Origin of the sequence: Geodermatophilus bullaregiensis (assembly GCF_016907675.1) — a bacterium.
Lineage (GTDB): Bacteria > Actinomycetota > Actinomycetes > Mycobacteriales > Geodermatophilaceae > Geodermatophilus > Geodermatophilus bullaregiensis.
In genome coordinates this window covers 684,766-703,463 of sequence record NZ_JAFBCJ010000001.1, presented here as the reverse complement: position 1 = coordinate 703,463, position 18,698 = coordinate 684,766, and the positions used below count along the sequence as shown (strand labels likewise).

The following is an 18,698-nucleotide window of genomic DNA, read 5'->3' as shown; positions in this document are numbered from 1 at the left end:
CGCCCCGCCCCCGGCGCCTCGCACGCTCGGCCCGGGACCCCGCAGGGGTCACCGCGGTGGTGTGCGCCCGTGGCGCACTCCCGCCGCCGGACACGCCACAGCTGCACATCGCCTGGTCGCACACCGATGACTGCGGCGGCACGACGCGGTCTACTCCTCGACGCCGGCATCCGCCCGGCCCCCCACGAGGAGGACCCGCCATGCCGAAGCAGATCCCGTGCCTGTGGTTCGACGGCCGCGCCGAGGAGGCCGCGGAGTTCTACACGTCGATCTTCCCGAACTCCTCGATCGACCAGGTCGCCCGCTACGGCCCCGACATGCCGGCGCCCGAGGGCAGCGCCATGACGGTCGGCTTCACCCTCGACGGCCAGGCCTACGTCGGCCTCAACGGCGGCCCGCAGTTCCCCTTCACCGAGGCGATCTCCTTCCAGATCCACTGCGCCGACCAGGACGAGGTCGACCACTACTGGTCCCGGCTCACCGACGGCGGCGAGGAGGGGCAGTGCGGCTGGCTCAAGGACCGCTTCGGCGTCTCCTGGCAGGTCGTCCCCGTCGAGATGTTCTCGCTGCTCGGCGACCCCGACCCGGGTCGCGCCCAGCGGGCCACCGAGGCGATGCTGCGGATGCGCCGGATCGACGTCGCCACCATCCGGGAGGCCGCCGACCGCGTCCCCGCCTGACGAAGGACCCCGCTGCCCCCCACCACTCGCTCCGCTCGCGGCGGGGCCCTGCAGCGGGGCCGCTCCAGCACCTCACCACCCTCACCGCTCGCTCGCTCGCGGCGGGGCCCTGCAGCGGGCCGGGCGTGTGCCCGGTGGGCCCGGCCGCCCGCCACTAGGCTCCGACGGGTGCCGCCGACTGCCCCCGCTCCGTCCTCCGGCGAGCAGCTGCCCGTCCGCACCGCCGCGGTCTGGGTCGCGCTCGACGCGGTCGTCGGCGCGGGGACGCCGCTGCGGGTGCTCGACGTCGGCGGCGGCAGCGGCGTGTTCGCCGTCCCGCTGGCCCGCCTCGGCCACGAGGTCACCGTCGTCGACCCCAGCGCCGACGCCCTGGCCACCCTCCAGCGGCGCGCCCAGACCGCCGGCGTCGGCGACCGCGTGCGGGGCCTGCAGGGCGACGGCGACCTGCTGCACGAGCTCCCCCTCGGCAGCGGCGTGCCGGGGACGGACGACGGCGGCGGCTACGACCTCGCGCTGTGCCACTCGGTGCTCGAGGTCGTCGACGACCCCTCGACCACCCTCGGCGAGATCACCCGCGCGCTGCGCCCCGGCGGCCAGGTGAGCGTCGCGACCGTCAACCGCGCCGGCGCCGTCCTCGCCCGCGCGCTCGGCGGCCACCCCAAGGAGGCGCTGGCCCTGCTCGAGGACCGCGACCCCGCGCCCGGCCGCACCCGCCCGGCCCGCCGCCGCTTCGGTCCCGACGACCTGCTCGCCCTCGTCACCGCGGCCGGGCTGCGGCCGGGGGAGTGGCGCGGCGTCGCCGTCGTGAGCGACCTGCTCGACGCCGCCTCCGGCGCCGACCCCGAGGCCGTGCGCCGCCTCGAGCTCGCGCTGGCCGGCACCTCGCCCTACCGCGACGTCGCCACCGGCCTGCACGTCCTGGCCACCCGGCCGTGACCGCCGCGGGCTCGCTGCCGCCCGGCCTCACCCGCCCCGCCTACGGCACCGCCACCCTCGCCGACGTCCTGCCCGGGGTGGCCGCCGCCCTCGGCGCCCCCGTCGACCGCGGGGACCTGCCGCCCGACCCGCTCGGCCTCACCGCGGCCCTGTCCGGCGCCCGCCGGGTCGCCGTCCTGCTCGTCGACGGGCTCGGCGCCCACCTGCTGCGCGCGCACGCCGCGCACGCCCCGGTGCTGGCCGGCCTCGCCACCCCCGTCGGCGACCTCGCCGCCCCCTGCCCGAGCACCACCCCGGTCAGCCTCACCACCCTGGGCACCGGCGTCCCGCCGGGCGGGCACGGCGTGCTCGGCTTCGTCACCGCCGTCCCGGGCGAGGACCGCACCCTCAACCACGTGCAGTGGGCCGACGACCCCGACCCCGCGCTGTGGCAGTCCCGGCCGACGGTCTTCGAGCAGCTCGCGGTCGCCGGCGTGCCGGTCACCGCCGTCGCGCCCTACGCCTACCGGGGCTCGGGCCTGAGCACGGCGGCCTACCGCGGCGCCGGCTACTCCGGCACCGTCGGCGCCGGCGACCTCGCCGCCCTCGTCCTGCAGTCCCTGGCGGCGGCCCCCACGGGCCTGGTCTACGGCTACACCCCCGAGCTCGACCTGACCGGGCACGTCCGCGGCGTCGACTCCGAGAGCTGGCGGCTGCAGCTGGCGCTGGCCGACCGGCTCGTCGAGCAGGTGGTCGCCGGCCTGCCCGGCGACGCCGCCCTGCTGGTCACCGCCGACCACGGCATGCTCGACGTCCCCCCGTACACCCGCGTCGACCTCGACGAGGAGCCCGAGCTGCTCGACGGCGTCGCGCTGCTGGCCGGTGAGCCGCGGGCGCGCTACGTGCACGCCGTCCCCGGCGCCGCCGACGACGTCCTCGACGCCTGGCGCGGCGTGCTCGGCGACCGCGCGTGGGTCACCAGCCGCGAGGAGGCGGTGGCCAGCGGCGTCTTCGGCGCCGTCGACGACGGCCTGGCCGCCCGCATCGGCGACGTCGTCGCCCTGGCCCGCGGCCCGTGGGCCATGACCGCCGGCGTCTCCGAGCCCGGCCCGAGCCGGCTGGTCGGCTACCACGGCTCGCTCACCGACGCGGAGCTGGCGATCCCGCTGCTGCTCGCCCGCGGGTCGGCGCTGCACTAGATGACTGATTCCAAGGGTCAGTGGTCGTAGGCGATCAGTGATCGTGGGGTCGGTGCGCCGATGTGGTCGTTGTGCCAGATGACGACGGTGAGGGCCAGGACGCGTTGCAGGACGCGGACCCAGACCCCGAGCGGGGTGTGCCCGCCGTGGTGTTCGAGGTCGAGCTGGCCTTTGAAGGTGTCGTTGATCGACTCGATCACCTGCCGCAGCGGCTTGAACAGGCGGGCTCCGGGCCGTTTGGGCTCGCCGGTGCGGGCGGGGCGCAGCAGCGCGATGCCGTGGCCGTGCAGCGTGGCTTCGAACTGGCGGCCGTAGTAGTGCCGGTCGGCGATCACCGTCTGTCCGGCTCGGCTGGCAGTCAGCGCGGGGTCGGCGTCGAGGATGCCCAGCAGCACCTCGCGCTCGTCGGCCTTGGCGCCGGAGAGCGCGAAGCCGACCGGTAGTCCGTGCAGCGTGCAGAGCAGATGCAGCCGTAGTCCCCAGAAGTAGCGGGAGTGGCTGGCGCAGTAGCCGTACTCGGCCCAGCCGGCCAGCGCCGAGCGGTGCGCGGCCTCGCGGGAGCGGGCGCACTCCACCGGGGTGGAGTCGACCACCCACACGTCGTCAGACCACAGATGCGTGTCCCGGGCCAGCACCGCGATCAGCCAGCGCAGCGTGTCGGCCAGGGCGCGCAGCCGCTTGTTGTAGCCCGGCTGCTGGGGCAGATACGGAAACAGGTGCCGCAGCTGGGCGTGGGCGAACCGCAGCCAGCGAGCCTCGCTGGTGCGCCCCAGCAGCGCCTGCATCACCGCCAGGGTGACCAATTCGGCGTCGGTGATCCGCGGTGCGATCCCGACCGCCGGACGAGCCGGGGCACGACCGGGCGAGGCCTTCAGCAGATCGTCGGTGCGTACATAGAGTGCCGTGGCGAGGGTGTCCAGATCGGCGTCCACGAGGACCTCCGAGGTTCGACGTTGGGTCAGCAACGCCGAGCCTGGGCACCCTCGCCCATCAGCTCATCAAGGCTCGCCGAACTCGGACCCCTTGGAATCAGTCATCTAGCCGGCCGGCGACACCGACAGCGCCGTCCACACCCGGGAGTGCGCCGGGTGCAGCGCCCGGCAGGTCAGCTGCGCCGCCTCGTCGGAGGGCCGGCTCTCCACCCGGACGACCACGTCGCCGTCCGGGCCGGCCAGCACCACCTCGAACCGCTCCACGCCGGCGGTCTCCTCGGCGTCCGAGCCGGGCAGCCGGTGCGAGGAGCGCAGCGGCAGGTCGTCGACGCCGAGCAGCCCCAGGTCCTCGCGGGCGGCTCCCTGCGCCGCCTGCGCCGGCATGGGCAGGCCGGCCCGCCCGCGCAGCCACGGCAGGGCCACCTGCCCGCGGGAGTGCGCGGCGACCAGGTCGGTGCCGTCGCCGGGGACCTGCCCGTAGGCGAAGCCGTGCGGCAGGACGAGCACGTTGCCGGCGAACCGGCAGCCGCCCAGGTGGCTGCACTCCCAGACGTCGGCCGGGCCCGGCGCGGGCAGCGCGCGGGCCAGCGGCCGGCCGCGGAGCGCGCAGCAGGCGTCGTGCTGGCCGTGCGTGCACACCAGGTAGGCGGGGCCGTGCGCCCGCTCGCCGACCGACCCGTCCCACGGGGCGTCGAGCAGGTCGGCGTCCTCGCCGCGCACCGACCACCACAGCCCCTCGTGGCCGGGGCGGCCGTCGGCGTAGGCCCAGCGGCGGCCGGAGTCGGCCAGCCGGTCGCCGGGACGGCGGACCAGCAGCACCCGCACGCCCTCCGCCCGCGCCCGGGAGGCCAGGCCGGCGGCCACACCGGGGTCGAAGCGGGACTGGGCCAGCGCGTCGCGGCCCCACGGCCCCGGCTGCTCGACCAGCAGCCAGCGCTGCGCCGGCCCGGCCGTCGCCTCGGGGGAGTCGCCCCGCGTCAGGGCCGTGACCGAGCAGCGGGTCGCGTCCAGCCGGCCCACCCGGGCGGCGGGCGGCACCGCACCGCCGGACCGTTCGGCCGGTGCGGTGCTCACCCGAGGCAGGGCGGCGGGCTCACGACCCGGTCCCGAGGGCGTCGGCACGCTCCCCATCGTCCCCGCCGGCGCCCGGCACCGGGGCGCCGGGACCGGACGGGCCCGGCGCCGGCGCGGTCGCGGGGACGCCGTCGACGCCGCCGTGCCCGCCGGGGAGGGCGGCGTCGGCCACCACCGCGACCGACTCGGTGACCAGCCGCCGGGCGAGGGTGAGCCGGTCGTCGGGGTCGAGCCCCGGCAGGTCGGCCACCTCGAGCTCCCCGGCGGCCAGCAGCTCGGCCAGCGCGGGCCGGGCCGAGGCGGGGAACTCGTGCCGGCGGCGGCCGCCGAGCAGGACCACCCGGTGGCCCTCGGCCTCCCGGAGGGTGCAGCGCAGCCGGCGGCGCAGCCGCAGCACGGTGTCGGGGGTGAGCGCGGCGGCCGCGGTCGCCTGGGCCAGCGGGGCGACCGGCTCGGGGCGCACCTGCCCCCAGGTCCGCTCGCGCAGCCGGTCGGCCACCTGGTCGGGGTCGACCCGGTCGAGCCACTCCCGGAGGGCGCCGACCACGGTCGCCACGTCGTCGCGCAGGGCCGCGGGGTCGGCGAGGTCCAGGCCCACCGGCAGCGAGCGCCGCAGCTCCCGGTCGTCGGCGGCCAGCACCCGCACCAGGTCCAGCGCCTGCTCCGCGGCCGCCCACCGGGTGACCGGGTGGACGCCGACGGTCAGGTGCGCGCTGGTCTGCCCCAGCGCCACCGCCGAGTGCAGGTAGCCGCGGGGGAGGTAGAGGGCGTCACCGGGGCGCAGGACGGCGTCGACGACCGGCTCGCGCTCCGCGGCGGCGGCCACCGCGGCCGCGCGGTCGTTCCACGGCTGGGTGCGCAGCGGGTCGGGCAGCACCGGCTCGTGGATGCGCCAGTGCTTCTCGCCGGCCACCTGCAGCACGAACACGTCGTGGACGTCGTAGTGCGGGCTGAACCCGCGCGAGGACGGCGGCGTGACGTAGGCGTTGACCTGCGTGGGGTGTCCCAGATCCGCGGCCAGGGCGTCGGCGAACTCGATCAGCGGCGGCCAGAGCCGGTGCAGGCCCTGCAGGACGACGGTGCTGCCGTCGGCGAACAGCCGCAGCACGGCGTCGGAGGAGACCTGGTCGGCGATCTCGGCGCCGGCGCCACCGGCGGTGGTGAACCGCTTCGGGTCGACGACGGCGCCGTCCTTGGCGATGCGGATGAACGGGGTCCGCAGCCCGCGGCGCGACAGCAGCTCGTCGACGTCGGCCAGGGTGAGCAGGTCGGAGAAGGACTCCCCGGTGTCCTCGGCGCGGGCCAGCAGCGGGCGGCGCGACCAGTGCTCCGCGGCGAAGACCTCGGGGTCGAGGTGCGTGCACCGGCGCAGGGCCGGGCGGAGGTCACCCCCGCCCGGCCCCACGGCGGTCGGGCCCTGGCTCAGGCCGAACCGTCCGCGCCGCCGTCGGCACCACCGTCGGCGCCGCCGTCCGAGCCGCCACCGGCCGCACCGCCGTCGGCCGGGCCGTGACCCGCGCCGCCGTCGGCACCGCCGTCGGCCCCGCCGTCGGCGCCGCCGTCCGCCCCACCGTCGGCCCCACCGTCCGAGCCGCCGCCCGCGGCACCGCCGTCGGCCGGGCCGTGACCCGCGCCGCCGTCGGCACCGCCGTCCGCGCCGCCGTCCTGGTGGCCCGGTGTGCCCTCGCCCGCGCCGCTGTCGGCCGGACCCTCCACGCTGGTCATGTCGTCGTCGTCGAGCGCCATCGAGCTCCTCCGGATCCGGATGGGGACCGTCCGCCGGACGGCGGTCGGTCGTGTCCCACCTACCTCGATCGGCGCTGCGCCACACATGCCCCGACCAGCCGTTTCGGGACACGCCCCGGCACCCGCCCCGACGACGCGCCGGGTGCCCGCGCGGGCCGCTACCCTCCTCCGGTCGGTCCGAACACGTGTTCGAGGAGAGGGGTGGGCGTGACGCCGTCGCGGGGGCGGGCGGAGGGGTGCAGCGTGCTGCACGTCGACATGGACGCCTTCTTCGCCAGCGTGGAGGTGCGGCGGCGCCCCGAGCTGGCCGGCACCCCGGTCGTCGTCGGCGGCGCCGGCAACCGCGGGGTGGTCACCTCGGCCACGTACGAGGCCCGGGCGTACGGCGTGCACGCCGCGATGCCCACGGCCCGGGCGCTGCGGCTGTGCCCGACCGCGACCGTGCTGCCGGGGGACATGGCGCTCTACGCCGAGGTCTCCCGGTCGGTCATGGCGCTGTTCCGGTCGGTGACCCCGCTGGTCGAGCCGCTGTCGCTGGACGAGGCGTTCCTCGACGTCGCCGGGGCCGGCCGGCGGCTGGGCGATGCCGCGCAGATCGGCGAGTACCTGCGCGCCCGGGTCTACGACGAGCAGGGCATCACCTGCTCGGTCGGGGTGGCCGGCACCAAGTTCGTCGCCAAGCTCGCCTCCACCCGCGCCAAGCCCGACGGGATGCTCGTCGTCCGCCCGGCCGAGGTCATCGACTTCCTGCACCCGCTGCCGGTCGGCGCGCTGTGGGGCGTGGGCGCCAGGACCGAGGAGGTGCTGCTGCGGCTGGGGCTGCGCACCGTCGGCGACCTCGCGCACGTCCCGGCCCGCACGCTGCAGCGCGCGGTGGGGCTCGCCGCGGGCAGCCACCTGCACGAGCTGGCCTGGGGCCGCGACCCCCGCCGGGTGGTGCCCGACGAGCCGGAGCGGTCGGCCGGGCACGAGGAGACCTTCGGCACCGACGTCGACGACCCCGCCGTGATCCACCGGGAGCTGCTGCGGCTGGCCGAGCGGACGGCGGGCCGGCTGCGTGCGGGCGGCTGGCTGGCCCGCACGGTGAGCATCAAGGTCCGCTTCGCCGACTTCACCACGATCACCCGCAGCCGCACCCTCGGCGTCCCCACCGACGTCGGGCAGGAGCTGTACGAGACCGCCCGTGCCCTCTTCGACGCACTCGGCCTGGACCGGGCGCGGATCCGGCTCGTCGGCGTGCGCGCCGAGCGCCTGGTGGAGGCGGGGTCGGCACCCCGCCAGCTCGAGCTCGGCGCCCGCGAGCACGGCCGCCGCGACGCCGAGCTCGCCGCCGACCGGGCGGCCCGCCGGTTCGGTGCCGGCGCCGTCCGCCCGGCCACCCTCCTGCACCGCGACGGCGACCGCCGGGTGCGCGACGCCCCCCCGCGAGGGTGATCACGAGGGCCTCCCGGCGGGTCGCGGCGCACTCGCCTTTCGCACCCTGCAATCGGCTCGTATCCTCGATGTCACCGCCGGGTAGAGACCGGCGGTATTGGCTCCGCCCACCTGGAGGTCTCGGTGCCGCTCTCCGAGCACGAGCAGCGACTACTGGAGCAGATCGAGCGCGCCCTCGTCGACGACGATCCCAAGTTCGCCTCCTCCGTCCGCACGGGTGACCGCAGGCTCAAGGCCCGGCGGAAGTTGCAACTCGGCGCGCTGCTGGTGCTGGTGGGCCTGGCCGTCCTCGTCGGCGGCGCGGTCGCCCCGTCCGTCCCGCTGGGGGTCCTCGGCTTCCTGGTGATGTTCGGCGGTGCCGCGCTCGGCGTCCTGAACTACCGCTCCGCCACCGGCGCCGTCGAGCCCGGCCCGGCCGGCCCGCGCGGTGGCAGCACCGCGGCCCGCGGCCGGGGTGGCAAGCCCCGCCGCCAGCCGCTGAAGAACCGGCTCGAGGAGCGCTTCCGCCGCCGCTACGACCAGTAGCCGCACACCCGTCGCCGACGGCCGCCGTCCCCACCGGGACGGCGGCCGTCGGCGTTCCCGGGGTGGCCCGGGCGGGGCGGCGACGGGTGTGCGCCCACCGGGGGCATCGGCCCCTCCCGGGCCCGGGCCGCGGGGCGTGCACGCAGCGCGGCCGGACGGGCGCCGCGACCGCGACGGGTGCACACGGCGCCGGTGCGGCCCCGGGCTCGCACGCTGGCGGGCGCTGGTGCCGGTCGGCTGACCCCGGTAGGAGGGGTGACCTGCAGCAATGTGCGCCTACGGCGCATGTCGGTCTGCAGGACGAGCCCTCGGCGCACGCCACCGCCGGCGTCGGAGGCCACGGCCGCAACCCATCGGCACATCGCCGTCAGGCGGTCCGGCGGCGGCGCGGGACCCGGGCGGTCACCGCGGCGGAGACGGCGTCGCCCAGCGAGGCCGGCCACAGCAGGGCCCGCAGCCGGGCCCGCGGCGCGACCGCCGCGGCCAGCCCCCGCCGGGCCGTGGGCAGCGCCGTGGCCAGCGTCGACCGCAGCGCCGGGTCCCCGGTCCCGCCGGGGCGGCCGTAGCTGGCCGACTCCTCCGCGCGGGCCAGGCGCTCGATCGCGTCGGCCGCACCGGTCGCGCCGGCGCGGTGCGCGCCGCCGCCCTGCCCGCGGGGGACCGCGCCGTCCACCGCTCGCACCAGCACCGCCGCCTGCTGCCGGGGGGTGTGCGCGGGGTCCCAGGGCAGGCCGAGGTCGCGGGCGGTCGCCGCCAGCTCGTCCCACACCGCGGCCGGGCCGCCGTCGGCCAGCCGGCGACGCCGCTGCAGCGCGCGGGCGGCGGCCGGGGCGGCCAGCAGCACCCCCAGCCCGAGCAGCACCCCGGCGCCCACGAGCACCGGGCGCGCCGCCGACGTCCCCTCCGCCGCGGACTGCCCCTGCGGCACGCCACCGGCCGCCCGGTCCACCTGCGGAGCCGGTGCGATCGGCGCCGGGGTCGGCACGGTCGGCACGTCGGTCGGGCGCTCGAGGATCTCCTGGTCGGCCGGCCGCGGCGCCCACGGCAGCTCGACGGCGCGCTCGGTGTCGATCGGCGTGGGGTCGAACGGGATCCAGCCCAGGTCGTCGAAGTAGACCTCGACCCAGGCGTGCGCGTCGTCGCTGGTGACCAGCCGCCCGCCACCGGGCTGGACCCGGCCGGGCGTGTAGCCCAGCGCCACCCGGGCGGGGATGCCCGCGGCGCGGACCATCGCGGCCATGGCACCGGCGTACTGCTCGCAGTACCCCTGCTTGAGGCGCAGGAAGTCGGCGAGGTCGTCGTCGCCGGTGCCCGGGGCGGTGGAGAGGCTGTAGACGAAGCCGTTCTCCCGGTCGAAGTGGTCGTGGATGGCGCGCACCGCGTCGTACGGCGTGGCCGCGCCGGCGGTCAGCGCGGCCACCAGGTCCGTGACGCCGGGGTCCAGGACCGGCAGGGCGGTGTCGCGCTCGGCGATCGGCGTCCGGGGGAGGACCGGCCCGGCCGCGCGCAGCTCCTCCTCGCTGGGCTGCGGCTCCACGGCCGTCACCCGGTAACTGCGGCCGGCGGTGGTGGCGTCGCGGCCGAACACCGTGCCGGTGTCCGGGTCGAACCGCCACGCCTCGGGGTCGTCGATGGCCACCGACAGGGGAGAGGTGGGCACCGGCAGGAACCGGTCGTCGTGGCCGACGGCGGTGATCGTCGCCTCGACCCGGCGGCCCTCGCGGCGGCCCGGCAGCGGTGCGAGCTCCTCGCCCTGGGCCACCGACGCCTCGCCGTTCAGGTTGCCCACCGTCCAGCCCTCCTCGGCGTCGTAGACGTCGAGGGTCACCACCCGCAGGTAGCCCGGGTCGAGCACCGAGCTGTCCAGGCGCAGCAGGTCGACCGGCTCGGGCAGGGTCAGCTGGCCCTGCAGCGCCGCGGCCGGGTCGAGCGCGGTGCCGGTGGACCCGCCGCCGCCCCCGCCCGGGCCGAAGCCGGCGGCCAGCCGGCCCTCCGGCAGCGTCGGGACCAGGCTGCCGACCACCAGCCCCGTCGCCAGCGCCAGGGCGGCGGTGCCGACGGCGGCCGGTGTCCCCGCGCCGCGCCCGGTCCCGGTGCCCCCGCGGGCGGCCAGCCGGCGGGACTGGTCGGCCCACAGCAGCAGCGCCAGCCCGGCCGCCGGCGCGGCGAGGGCCAGCAGCCCGACGCTGCCGGTGACCGTGCTGACCGGGACGCAGAACAGGACCAGCAGACCCAGCCCGGCCAGCGCCGGCTGCCGCCCGCCCACGGCGACCAGGTCGACGGTCACCGCGACCAGGCCCACCAGCAGGACGGTGAGCGCGAGCAGCCCGGTGAGCGGCAGGGCCGGCGTCGACTGCTCGCGGATCTCGGCCGAGCCGTCGAGCAGCACCCCGGCGAGGGCGTCGAGCGAGCTCGGGGTGGGCAGCCAGCCGCCGACGGCCGCGTCCGGGGCGAACTGGGCGGTCATCAGGCAGGTGAGCAGCAGCAGCTGGCCGAGGGGCACCAGCGGGACGCCGGCGGCGGCGAGCCGGGCCGGGACCGCCCGGCCGCCGGAGGCCCAGTCCCACAGCGCCGTGCCGGCCGCGCGCAGCAGCAGCCCGCCGGCGGCGACGACGGCGACGGCGGACAGCGCCGGCAGCACCCAGGCCGGGCGGACGAAGACCGGCGCGAGCGAGCAGGCGCCCAGGGCGGTGGCCACCGCGGCGGCCAGCGTCGTGCCGCCCTCGCGGCGCAGCGTGCCGGGCGGGCGGGGGTCGGCCGGCGGCGGTACGGCGGCCCGGGCGGGCGCGCCGGTGCGCACCGGGGGCGGGGCGAACGTCGTCACGCCGGCACCCCCAGGCCGCTCGCTGCGCGCGTCCCCGCTCCGTGCGTGTGGCCCAGCTCGGCCCACACCGCCTCCACCGTGCGGCCGGCCGAGGCGACCACGACCTGCCAGCCGGCGCCGCGCAGCAGTGCCGCGGACTCCTCGAGCTGGGCGGTCAGCGAGGCGCGGGCCGCTCCCGACAGCGCCCGCCGGCCACGGCCGGCCTCCGCCCAGCTGCCCACGTCGAGCAGGACGGCGACGTCGGAGGCCGGCCCCGAGCGGGCGGCGACCAGCTCTGGGAGGTCCTCGGGGCTGACGGCGCCCAGCAGCGCCACCACCGGGCCGTCGCCGGCCACCCGGGCGAGCAGGTGCGCCGCCGGGGTCAGGCGCGCCCCACGGGAGGGCACCAGCGCGGCCATCCGGTCGAGCAGTTCGCCGGGACCCAGACCGCCGCGGCCCCGGCCGCCGTGCCCGTCGGAGGGGCCGAGCTCGCCGGCCTCGGTGACCACGTGCACCACCGCCCCGCGACGGGCCAGGTGCGTGCCGATGCTCGCCGCGGCCTCCACCAGCCACTCGAAGCTGTCCGGCGGCGGCGACGGGTCGCCGGGCGGACCGGGGACGGCGGTCCCGGCGGCCGCACCGGGCGCGGTCGCGCGGCTGAGCAGGTGGGCGCGGACCCGGGTGTCCAGCAGCAGCGCCGCCTGGGCCCGCCACGGCCGCTCCTCCATCCGCACCATGAGCTCCCCGGTCCGCGCGGTCGCCCGCCAGTGCACCTTGCGCAGGTCGTCGCCGTGCCGATACGCGCGGGTGCTCACGTCGTCCTCGCCGTGCACCGCGATCGACCGGCGGGCGCCCTCGCCGCCGCCGCCCTGCCCACCGGCCGGGCCGCCCGGCCCCAGCTGCCGCACCCGCGGCACCACGAGCAGCGGGGCGTCATCGGTGCCGCTGGTGGTGCGCTGGACCAGCCCGAAGGGGTCGACCAGCCGCAGCCGCAGCGGACCGAGCCGGAAGCGGCCGCGGCGGCTCCCGTGCACGCGGTAGCGCAGCGCGGTGGTGTCGCCGCCGGCCAGCCGCTCGACGACGAAGCGGGGCGAGGGCCCGAGCTCGGGGGGCAGCTGCTCGGTCAGCAGCCACAGCCGACCGGTGCGCCGCTCGGCGTTGGTGAGCTCGAGCCGCACCTCGGCGTCCTCCCCGCGCGGCACCCGCGTGGGCGACACGGTGCGGCGGGCGGCGACGCGGACCCGCTGCCGGGCCACGGCCAGGGCCGACAGCAGCGGCAGGGCCAGCACGAAGACGGCGAGCTGGGCCAGGGGCCGCTCACCGAGCAGCGCGCCGAGCCCGAGGAGGGTGAGCCCCGCGGCGACCAGGCAGCGGCCGCGCAGGGTGAGCGACGTGAGCGCGGTCCGCAGCGGGCCGGTCACGGCGCTCAGCGCCCTCGCAGGACGGGGACGGCGGCCAGCAGCCCGGACACGACCTGCTCGGGCGTGCGCCGGGCGGCCGCGGCATCGGGGGTGAGCAGCAGGCGGTGGGCGAGCACCGGCGTGGCCATCGCCTGGACGTCGTCGGGCAGGACGTGGTCGCGGCCGGCCAGCGCGGCGCTGGCGCGGGCGGTGCGCAGCAGCTGCAGGCCGGCTCGCGGGGAGGCGCCCAGGCGCAGCTCGGGGGAGCGGCGGCTGGCCTCGACGAGGGCGACGACGTAGCGGCGGACGGCGTCGGAGACGTGCAGCGCCTGCACCGCGGTCACCATCGCCCGGACGGCGGCGGCGTCGGCGACCGGGGCCAGCGTGGCCAGCGGGTCGGTGGTGCCGCGGTCGTCGAGCATGGCGACCTCGGCCTCCCGGTCGGGGTAGCCCATGGAGACGCGCGCGGTGAACCGGTCGCGCTGGGCCTCGGGGAGGGGATAGGTGCCCTCCATCTCCACCGGGTTCTGCGTGGCGACGACGAGGAAGGGGCGGGCCAGCTCGTAGCTGACGCCGTCGACGGTGACCTGCCGCTCCTCCATGCACTCCAGCAGCGCCGACTGCGTCTTGGGCGAGGCCCGGTTGATCTCGTCGGCGACGACCACGTTGGCGAAGACCGCGCCCGGCTTGAACTCGAAGGCGCGGCTCTCCTGGTCGTAGACCGACACCCCGGTCACGTCGCTGGGCAGCAGGTCGGGCGTGAACTGGATGCGGCGCACGCTGGCGTCGATCGAGGCCGCCAGCGCCTTGGCCAGCGTCGTCTTGCCGACCCCGGGCACGTCCTCGACGAGCAGGTGTCCCTCGGCCAGCAGGACCACGAGCGCCAGGTGCACCACGCCGGGCTTGCCCTGCACGACCCGGGAGACGTTGGCGGCGATCCGCGCGCCCTCCGTGGCGACGTCGACCGGGAGACCGGCCGTCCCGTCCGCCGCACGCATGGTGTCGGTCACCCGGCCCACGGTACGTGGCGCGCGGGCCCCGCGACCCTCCCGCGACCCCTCCCGCGACCCCCACCACGGACCCCTCCGCGGGGGCTCCCGTCCCACCCGACCCCACCACCTGCCCCACCCGTCCCCACCCCGGCCCCCCGGACCTCCCCCGTGCCCCTGACCTGCACGGCAGGCAGTGGGAGCGCCCGGTCACGACATGGTGTCGAGTGGTGTTCGGTGGGGCGTAGTGGGTTAGGGTGTGGCGCGGTGGGGAGCCAGGGCCCGTCCCGGGTCCGCAGACGGACACGAGGAGGACCGATGGGGGAGGTGATCCGGTGTTCGTCGGCAGCTACACGTTGCGCCTCGACGAGAAGGGCCGGCTCGCACTCCCGGTCCGGTTCCGCGAGCAGGTGGCCGGCGGCATGGTGATCAAGAAGGGCCAGGAGCGCTGCATCTACGGCCTCACCATGGCCCGGGTCGCCGAGCAGAGCAGCGCCGCCGCCTCGATGGCCCCCGCCGACACCGCCGAGGCCCGCATGCGCGCGCGCATGAGCTTCGGGTCGATGGTCGAGGTCGAGCCGGACAAGACCGGCCGCATCACCATCCCCGCCGACCTGCGGCAGTACGCCCACCTCGACCGCGACGTGGTCGTGGTCGGCGTCGACACGCGCTTCGAGATCTGGGACCAGGCCACGTGGGACTCCTACGTGGAAGAGCAGGAGGCGGCCTTCGCCGCCATGGAGAGCGAGGGGATGCCCACGCTGTCCTGATCCCGTCCCGCCGGTCGCCCCGACCGCCGCGCACCCGTCCGCGAGCCGTCTTCCCCGCGGCTCGACCCGGGTCCGGCCCGAACCGCCTTCCCCGCGGCTCGGTCCACGCGCGCAGTGCGGCGCACCTGCGCCGCCGGCCGGACCGGCCACCGGCACCGGGCACCCCCGCCCTCGCGGTCGCCTCCTGACGCACTTCCCCGGCGCCAGGCGGACCGCGGGGGCGGGGGTCCCACCCCCGTCCCCACCGCCCCTCGAGCGGCACCTCTCCCGGCACGCCCGTCCGACGTGCCTCTCCCGTCGCACGGCACGCCCGCCGAGCTCCCCCTGCCGACCCGCTGCCCGCGCCACCATGAGGACGTCCTCCCCGCGCGGGGAGCCCGACCCGAGGAGAGCGACGATGGACAGCCCCGAGGCCGTGCCGCCCGCGGCGCAGGACTCGGCGCTCCCGGTCCCGGCGCAGGACTCGGCGCACTCGCTCCCGGCGCTCCCGGTCCCGGCGCCCTCGACCCCCGCGCACGTGCCCGTCCTGCTCGAGCGGGTCACCGAGCTGCTCGGCCCCGCCTGCGCCGCCGACGGCGCCGTGCTCGTCGACGCCACCCTCGGCCTGGCCGGTCACGCCCTGGCCCTCCTCGACGCCCACCCCGGACTGCGCCTCGTCGGCCTGGACCGCGACCCGCAGGCACGCGCCGAGGCCGCCGCCCGCATCGCCGCCGCCGGCCACACCGGGCGCGCCACCCTGGTGCCCGCCGTCTTCGACGAGCTGCCCGACGTGCTCGACCGGCTGGGGCTGACCGAGGTGCAGGCGGTGCTGTTCGACCTCGGCGTCTCCTCGCTGCAGCTGGACCGCCCCGAGCGCGGCTTCAGCTACGCCGGCGACGGGCCGCTCGACATGCGGATGGACCCCGGCGCCCCCCGCACCGCCGCCGACGTCGTCAACACCTACCCGGCCGCGGACCTGGCCCGGGTGCTGCGGGTGTACGGCGAGGAGCGCTTCGCCTCGCGGATCGCGTCGGCGATCGTCCGCGAGCGGTCGCGCGCGCCGTTCACGAACACCGAGCGGCTGGCGCACCTGGTGCGCGAGTCGATCCCCGCGGCCACCCGGCGCACCGGCGGGCACCCCGCCAAGCGGACCTTCCAGGCCCTGCGCATCGAGGTCAACGACGAGCTGGGCGCCCTCCGGCGGGCACTCCCGGCGGCGCTGGACGCCCTCGCCGTCGGGGGCCGGCTGGCCGTCATCACCTTCCACTCCCTCGAGGACCGGATCGTGAAGCAGGCCCTGGCCGCCGGCGCCACCGACCGCACGCCGCCGGAGCTGCCGGTCCGGCTGCCCGAGTACGGGCCGGTCCTGCGGCTGCTCACCCGCGGCGGCGAGGCGCCGTCGGAGGCCGAGGTGGCCGCCAACCCGCGTGCGGCCTCGGCCCGCGTCCGCGCCGCCGAGCGCACCCGGCGGGCCGCGTGAGCGGGCCGGCGAGCTCACGGGTGGGCACGACAGCGCCGCGGACGCGGCCGACGAGCGCCGGCGAGGAGGGCTCGTGAGCGCCGCCGCCCGCGCGCCCCGCGACGGCGCCGCCGTCCGGGCTCCGCGGGCCACCGCACCCGCCGAGCCGCCGCGCACCGGCGCGGCGGCCGCGCGCCCGCTGCGGGCGCTGCCCTCCCGGCCGGTGCGCGCCGTCCCCTCCCGGCCGGTGCGGTCGCGGTCGACCGGTCCCGTCCCGGAGCTGCGGCTGGTGACCGGTGCCACGGCCGGCCGCGCCCGGCGGACGGCGGACGGCCGCCGGCGGGCGCCGTTCGTGCTGCTCGTCGTCGGCCTGCTGGTCGCCACCACGCTGGGGCTGCTCGTCCTCAACACCGCCATCGCGGTCAACTCGCTCAAGGCCACCGAGCTGCGCACCGCCAACGCCGAGAAGGCCGAGGACGTCCAGCGGCTCGAGGAGCAGGTGGTCGCCGGGGGCACGCCCGCCCAGCTCGCCGCGGCCGCCGTCGCCGCCGGGCTGGTGCCGGCCGGCACGGCCGGTCACCTCGTCGTCGCCCCGGACGGCAGCGCCACGCTGCGCGGCACCCCGGAGCCGGCGCCGGTGCCCGGCGCCCCCGAGCCGGGGACCGGGGGCTGACGTGCCGCTCCCTCCCCGCGACCCCGAGCCGGGCCGCCGCGCGGCTCCCCGCACGGTCGCCCGGGGCGCCCGCTCCGGTGCGCCGCTGCGTCCCGCCGCACCACCGCGCCCGGCCGCGTCCCGGCCGGCCGTCCCGCGCGGCTCCCGCGACCCGGGCCCGCGCGACCCCGGCTCCCGCTCCGGCGGGCCGCACGCCGGCGCCAGCCGCGCCGGCGCCTTCGCCCCCCGCCGTGCCCCGGGCAGCCGGCGCGGCGGGCGGCCGCTGACCTCGGGGCCGCGCCGGCTGTGGTGGGGCCTGGTGCTCGTCGTCGTCCCGCTGCTGGTGGTGACCGGCAAGCTGGTGCTGCTGCAGGGCGTCGACGGCGGCGCCTACGCCAACGCCGCCGAGCAGGACCGGTTGCAGACCCACCCGATCGCGGCGCTGCGCGGGGCCGTCGTCGACCGCGACGGCAACCCGTTCGCCTACACCGTCGAGGCGTCCCGGGTGGTCGCCGACCCGACCGTCGTCGACGACCCGGAGCGCACCGCGCTGGCGCTGAGCGCGCTGCTCGACGTCCCCGTCGACGAGCTCACCGAGCGGCTCACCGCCGAGGGCCGCTACGTCGTCCTGGCCCGGCAGGTGCCGCCGGAGACCACCGACGCCGTCGACGAGCTCGGCCTGGCCGGCGTCTCCTTCGAGGACGACCCGGTGCGGCTCTACCCGGCCGGCGCCGTCGGGGGTCAGGTCGTGGGCTGGGTCGGCCGCGACGGCGCGGGCCTGGGCGGTGTGGAGCTGCGCTTCGAGGACGCCCTGGCCGGCACCGACGGGCAGCGGCGGGTCGAGGTCGGCAGCGGCGGCAACCCGATCCCGTCGGGCATCGACGAGTCGACCCCGGCCACCGACGGCAGCACCGTCGAGCTGACCGTCGACCAGGACGTCCAGTTCACGATGGAGCAGCGGCTGGCGCAGGCCTGCGCCGACGGCGCCACCACCCGCGCCTCGGCGGTCGTCCTCGACGTGCACACCGGCGAGGTGGTGGCCATGGGCTCCTGCCCGGGCTACGACCCCGCCCGGGCCGGCAGCACCGACCCCGACCTGCTGGGCAACCCGGTGGTCTCCGACGTCTTCGAGCCCGGCTCGGTCATGAAGGCGGTGACCCTGGCCGCCGCGATCGAGGAGGGCAGGGCCGCCCCGGACACCGTGCTCACCGTCGACGGCCACATCCAGGCCGGCGACGTCGTGGTCACCGACGCCCACGACCACGCGCCGGTCGACTGGACGGTGACCGGCATCCTCGCCAAGTCCAGCAACGTCGGCACGATCATGCTGGCCCGCGAGGTGGGCGACGCGACGCTCGAGCGGTACCTGCGCGCCTTCGGCGTGGGGGAGGAGACCGGCATCGAGCTGCCCGGCGAGAGCGCCGGCATCCTCGAGAGCTCCGCCGACTGGACCGAGAGCCGCGCGGCCAACGTGCCGATCGGCCAGGGCCTGTCGGTGACGACGCTGCAGATGGCCTCGGTCTTCCAGGCCATCGCCAACGACGGCGTCCGCGTCCCGCCGCGGCTGGTCGAGTCGGTGACCGCTCCCGACGGGACGACGTCGACCCCCGAGGCCCCCGAGGCCACCCGCGTGATCGGCGAGGACACCGCTGAGGACCTGGCGTACGTGCTCGAGGCGGTCGTCGGCCCCGGCGGCACCGCCCCGCTGGGCGAGGTCGACGGCTACCGGGTGGCGGGCAAGACCGGGACGGCGCAGCGGGCCAACCCCGAGTGCGGCTGCTACGAGGGCGGCGGCTACGTGACGACGTTCGTCGGGTTCGCCCCGGCCGACGACCCGCAGTACGTCGTCGCCGTCGACCTCGAGCGGCCCACCAGCTCCGCGGAGGGCGGCCAGGTCGCCGCGCCCGTCTTCGCCGACGTCATGCGCTACGTGCTCACCAACGGCGGGGTGGTGCCCTCGGGCACGGCGCGGCCGGACTTCGCGCTCACCGGCGCGGACCTCGCCGCCGCCAGGCCGGGCGGCGACGGCGGCGGCACGGGGACGGGCACCCCCGCCGCGGGCGACTGAGGAAGGACCCCGCTGCCCCCCACGACTCGCCGGCTCGCCGCGGGCCCCTGCAGTCGCGCCGGCGGTGCACCTC

16 protein-coding genes are annotated in these 18,698 nt (G+C 78.1%); 9 read left to right on the top strand and 7 right to left on the bottom strand.

Going from position 1 to position 18,698, the window contains the following annotated elements; all coding sequences use genetic code 11:
- Window positions 1-200: 200 nt before the first annotated feature.
- From JOD57_RS03220 to JOD57_RS03210, 3 genes are all read left to right on the top strand, one after another.
- The gene (locus JOD57_RS03220; protein WP_204690570.1) at window positions 201-680 is read left to right on the top strand and encodes a VOC family protein; all 480 of its coding nucleotides are present in this window, start codon (window positions 201-203) and stop codon (window positions 678-680) included.
- Window positions 681-848: 168 nt separating this feature from the next.
- Window positions 849-1,616 (top strand): class I SAM-dependent methyltransferase, encoded by a 768-nt coding sequence (locus JOD57_RS03215; protein ID WP_204690569.1) that lies wholly within the window; start codon window positions 849-851, stop codon window positions 1,614-1,616.
- Window positions 1,613-2,794: an alkaline phosphatase family protein gene (locus JOD57_RS03210; RefSeq protein ID WP_204690568.1), complete on the top strand. Its 1,182-nt coding sequence runs from the start codon at window positions 1,613-1,615 to the stop codon at window positions 2,792-2,794. The genes JOD57_RS03215 and JOD57_RS03210 overlap by 4 nt, the downstream gene beginning before the upstream one ends.
- 17 nt (window positions 2,795-2,811) lie before the next feature.
- Here JOD57_RS03210 and JOD57_RS03205 read toward each other — a convergent pair whose 3' ends face one another.
- From JOD57_RS03205 to JOD57_RS03190, 4 genes are all read right to left on the bottom strand, one after another.
- Window positions 2,812-3,726 carry an IS982 family transposase gene (locus tag JOD57_RS03205; protein ID WP_204690567.1) on the bottom strand — a complete coding sequence of 305 codons (915 nt, stop codon included), beginning with the start codon at window positions 3,724-3,726 and terminating at the stop codon, window positions 2,812-2,814.
- 105 nt (window positions 3,727-3,831) lie between these two features.
- Window positions 3,832-4,800: a ferredoxin family protein gene (locus JOD57_RS03200; protein WP_307824424.1), complete on the bottom strand. Its 969-nt coding sequence runs from the start codon at window positions 4,798-4,800 to the stop codon at window positions 3,832-3,834.
- 19 nt (window positions 4,801-4,819) lie between these two features.
- Window positions 4,820-6,205 carry a cupin domain-containing protein gene (locus JOD57_RS03195; RefSeq protein ID WP_307824423.1) on the bottom strand — a complete coding sequence of 462 codons (1,386 nt, stop codon included), beginning with the start codon at window positions 6,203-6,205 and terminating at the stop codon, window positions 4,820-4,822.
- 17 nt (window positions 6,206-6,222) lie between these two features.
- On the bottom strand, window positions 6,223-6,546 hold the full coding sequence (locus tag JOD57_RS03190; RefSeq protein ID WP_204695055.1) for a hypothetical protein: 324 nt from the start codon (window positions 6,544-6,546) through the stop codon (window positions 6,223-6,225).
- Between the two features lie 207 nt (window positions 6,547-6,753).
- Between JOD57_RS03190 and dinB the strand changes: the two genes are divergently transcribed.
- Both dinB and JOD57_RS03180 read left to right on the top strand, forming a co-directional pair.
- Entirely contained in the window at window positions 6,754-7,980 is a 1,227-nt protein-coding gene (gene dinB, locus JOD57_RS03185) for a DNA polymerase IV (protein WP_307824422.1), read from the top strand.
- 123 nt (window positions 7,981-8,103) lie between these two features.
- Window positions 8,104-8,505: an SCO2097 family morphological protein gene (locus JOD57_RS03180; protein WP_204690565.1), complete on the top strand. Its 402-nt coding sequence runs from the start codon at window positions 8,104-8,106 to the stop codon at window positions 8,503-8,505.
- 367 nt (window positions 8,506-8,872) lie between these two features.
- Here JOD57_RS03180 and JOD57_RS03175 read toward each other — a convergent pair whose 3' ends face one another.
- The 3 genes from JOD57_RS03175 to JOD57_RS03165 are packed head-to-tail and all read right to left on the bottom strand — an operon-like array spanning window position 8,873 to window position 13,718.
- On the bottom strand, window positions 8,873-11,329 hold the full coding sequence (locus tag JOD57_RS03175; RefSeq protein WP_307824421.1) for a transglutaminase TgpA family protein: 2,457 nt from the start codon (window positions 11,327-11,329) through the stop codon (window positions 8,873-8,875).
- Window positions 11,326-12,729, bottom strand: coding sequence for a DUF58 domain-containing protein (locus JOD57_RS03170; protein ID WP_204690564.1), 1,404 nt, complete (start codon window positions 12,727-12,729; stop codon window positions 11,326-11,328). Before JOD57_RS03170 ends, JOD57_RS03175 begins: the two co-directional genes overlap by 4 nt.
- A gap of 5 nt (window positions 12,730-12,734) precedes the next feature.
- Window positions 12,735-13,718 (bottom strand): AAA family ATPase, encoded by a 984-nt coding sequence (locus tag JOD57_RS03165; protein WP_307824420.1) that lies wholly within the window; start codon window positions 13,716-13,718, stop codon window positions 12,735-12,737.
- 314 nt (window positions 13,719-14,032) lie between these two features.
- On the opposite strand from JOD57_RS03165, the gene mraZ reads away from it, so the two are divergent.
- From mraZ to JOD57_RS03145, 4 genes are all read left to right on the top strand, one after another.
- Window positions 14,033-14,467, top strand: a complete 435-nt coding sequence (gene mraZ / locus JOD57_RS03160) for a division/cell wall cluster transcriptional repressor MraZ (RefSeq protein WP_204690563.1) — start codon at window positions 14,033-14,035, stop codon at window positions 14,465-14,467.
- A gap of 397 nt (window positions 14,468-14,864) precedes the next feature.
- Window positions 14,865-15,926 carry a 16S rRNA (cytosine(1402)-N(4))-methyltransferase RsmH gene (rsmH, locus tag JOD57_RS03155; protein WP_204690562.1) on the top strand — a complete coding sequence of 354 codons (1,062 nt, stop codon included), beginning with the start codon at window positions 14,865-14,867 and terminating at the stop codon, window positions 15,924-15,926.
- A 73-nt stretch (window positions 15,927-15,999) separates the two neighbouring features.
- A complete protein-coding gene (gene ftsL / locus JOD57_RS03150; RefSeq protein ID WP_204690561.1) occupies window positions 16,000-16,578 on the top strand; it encodes a cell division protein FtsL in 579 nt (192 codons plus the stop codon).
- Between the two features lies 1 nt (window position 16,579).
- Entirely contained in the window at window positions 16,580-18,625 is a 2,046-nt protein-coding gene (locus JOD57_RS03145; protein WP_307824419.1) for a peptidoglycan D,D-transpeptidase FtsI family protein, read from the top strand.
- Window positions 18,626-18,698: the final 73 nt, after the last annotated feature.

What these genes read in the sequence shown, in the direction of transcription:
- JOD57_RS03190 (WP_204695055.1), bottom strand. Translation starts at nt 6,546, where the DNA reads ATGGCGCTCGACGACGACGACATGACCAGCGTGGAGGGTCCGGCCGAC.
- JOD57_RS03220 (WP_204690570.1), top strand. Translation starts at nt 201, where the DNA reads ATGCCGAAGCAGATCCCGTGCCTGTGGTTCGACGGCCGCGCCGAGGAG.
- rsmH (WP_204690562.1), top strand. Translation starts at nt 14,865, where the DNA reads ATGGACAGCCCCGAGGCCGTGCCGCCCGCGGCGCAGGACTCGGCGCTC.